The organism is uncultured Corynebacterium sp. (genome assembly GCF_937999985.1).
GTDB lineage: Bacteria > Actinomycetota > Actinomycetes > Mycobacteriales > Mycobacteriaceae > Corynebacterium.
The window spans coordinates 1-2,101 of record NZ_CALLDG010000183.1 but is presented as its reverse complement, the minus strand read 5'-3'; the positions used below and the strand labels follow the sequence as shown (position 1 = coordinate 2,101).

Annotated in this window: 2 protein-coding genes; both read right to left on the bottom strand. The window is 64.3% G+C overall.

The window, feature by feature from the left end; genetic code table 11:
• Positions 1-26 precede the first annotated feature (26 nt).
• Positions 27-884, bottom strand: a complete 858-nt coding sequence (locus tag Q0331_RS08580; protein WP_298075956.1) for a Na+/H+ antiporter subunit E — start codon at positions 882-884, stop codon at positions 27-29.
• A 3-nt stretch (positions 885-887) separates the two neighbouring features.
• A partial coding sequence (locus Q0331_RS08575) for a proton-conducting transporter membrane subunit (protein ID WP_298075955.1) occupies positions 888-2,101 on the bottom strand: 1,214 nt, incomplete at its 5' end.

The window sequence follows — 2,101 nt, the reverse complement described above, 5'->3', positions numbered from 1 at the left end:
ATATTTAGTAGGTCCCTGGGCTCCATCTACTTGCCTTCCTTCGGGTTGTTCTTCGGGTACAGCGGGTCGTACAAGGTCTCTCCCGGTTTGGTGCGGCCTTCCTGGTCGGGTCTGGACGCCCCCAGGTTGTCCCCGCGGAAAGTATCAATATCGGGGGTTGGGTTGGAGATCCGGGCCTTGGCGCGCTCGGCGTTTCGACGGGCGATCTCGTAGCGCTCCTTGCGATCCATGTCGCGCACGTCGGAGGGGTTCTTCTCCTCCTCGTCGGACTGCAGGATCGCGGCGACGAAAGCGGCGGCGTGCGGAGTGGAATCCACCTTCTCCACGTCGAAGACCGTCTCGTCGGATGCACGGCCACCGCGCGAACCGCGGAAGCCACGCGGGCCCGGACGGCCCTTCTCCACCAGGTACTGCACGTCGAAGTGCAGCGGCTTATCCTTCACCGACGGGGCGAGGTGCTCCTCCATGTCCGCCAGGCTGGCCAGCAGCTCTTCCGGGTCCGCGCCGTACATGGCGTGTACCGCGAGGAAGCGTTGGACGTGATCCAGGCCGTGGGTGTTGAACTCCGAGCGGGCTACGGCGAAGGCATCCTTAGAGCTGCGCTCGCCGGCGGCTGCATCGTAGTCGACCTCCTTTGGGCCGGTCACGCCCAAAGAGAGCGTGCCGGGGGTCATAGTGATCGAGGCGATAAGGGCCGCGATGTCCCGCTCGCTGGTCACGCGCAGCGGGTAGTAGATCACCACCGGCGCGATGTTGCGGCCGGTGCCGAGGGTATCGGTCGCCATGACGACCGACTCCTTGACGATCTGCCCCACCAGCCAGACGGCGTACTTCAGCGCATGGCCGGTGGACTTCACCGCTTGGACAATACTGAACTTTGCCATGGCTTAGTGATCCTTCCCGTCCTGAGCCTGCTGCTCATTGTCGGTGTTTATGTTGGCTTTGGCGCTGGCGGCGGCATTGGCTTTGGTGGCTTTGGTGTCGACGTTATCCAATCCGCTCGGGCCGGGCGGCAGGACCGCGCCGACGGCCTCATCCGGATCGCCGAGGACTGCCTCGACATAAGCGGTCGTATCGGTCAGGTTATCGGCGGCCTTGTTGACCTGCTGGAAGATCGGCCCGGCGCCGATGAACATGCCCACGGAGATCAGCATCATGATTGCGGACGGCCACACGTAGCGGCTTGGTACGCGCAGCTCCGGGTCGGCCTCGTTGGCGTTCATTTGGCGCCCCCAGAAAACCTCGCGCCACACGTAAATCATCGAGACCAAGGCGCCGATGGAGGAGACGATGATCGCGCCGATGGCCAGCCAGGTCTTCCACGTGCCGTCCTGAGCCACGCCGAAGACTAGAGCCAGCTTGCCCCACAGGCCGGAGAACGGCGGCAGGCCGATGATTGCTAGCGCACCAGCCGCGAAGACGATCGCGACGAAGCGGTCGCGGCGCATCAGGCCGGAAAGCTTGCGCACGCGGCCAGAACCGTAGGTCTCCTCGATCGCGCCGGAGGCCATGATGAGGGCCCCGGCGACGATCATGTGGTGCAGCATGTAGAACAGCCCGGCGCTGATCATCAGGCGCGCATCGTGGCTGAGGAATGCGAGGCTGATCAGGATGAACGGGATGCCGTTAACCATCTGGTAGGCGATCACGCTGCGCATCGTGGTTTCGCCCAGGCCGGCGAAGCCGCCGATCAGCATGCCCAACACCATGATCACCAGGATGGCCCACGACCAAGTGGGGTCGCCCTCGAAGATGGTCAGGTACACACGGAAGATCGCGTAGATGCCGACCTTGGTGTGCAGGCCGGAGAACAGCGCCATCACGGCCGGGGAGGTGGATGGGTAGGCGCGCGGCAGCCATGTGTGAACCGGTGCCACGCCCGCCTTCACAGCCAGCGCCAGCAGAACCACGCCCAGCGGAACCACTAGTTGCCACTGGTTGCCGAATACTCCTTCGGCAAACTCAGTGCCGCGGGGACCGGCCGCGCCCGCCAAAGCTGCGAGGTTGGTGGTGCCCACCACGGCGTAGACCAGTACCACGCCACTCAGCAGCACTAGGGAGGTCACCAAGTTCACGATGATGAACATCCTGCCCGCCGCCA

Excerpts from the sequence above, each read along its gene's own strand:
- Q0331_RS08580 (WP_298075956.1), bottom strand. The coding sequence starts at position 884 with ATGGCAAAGTTCAGTATTGTCCAAGCGGTGAAGTCCACCGGCCATGCG.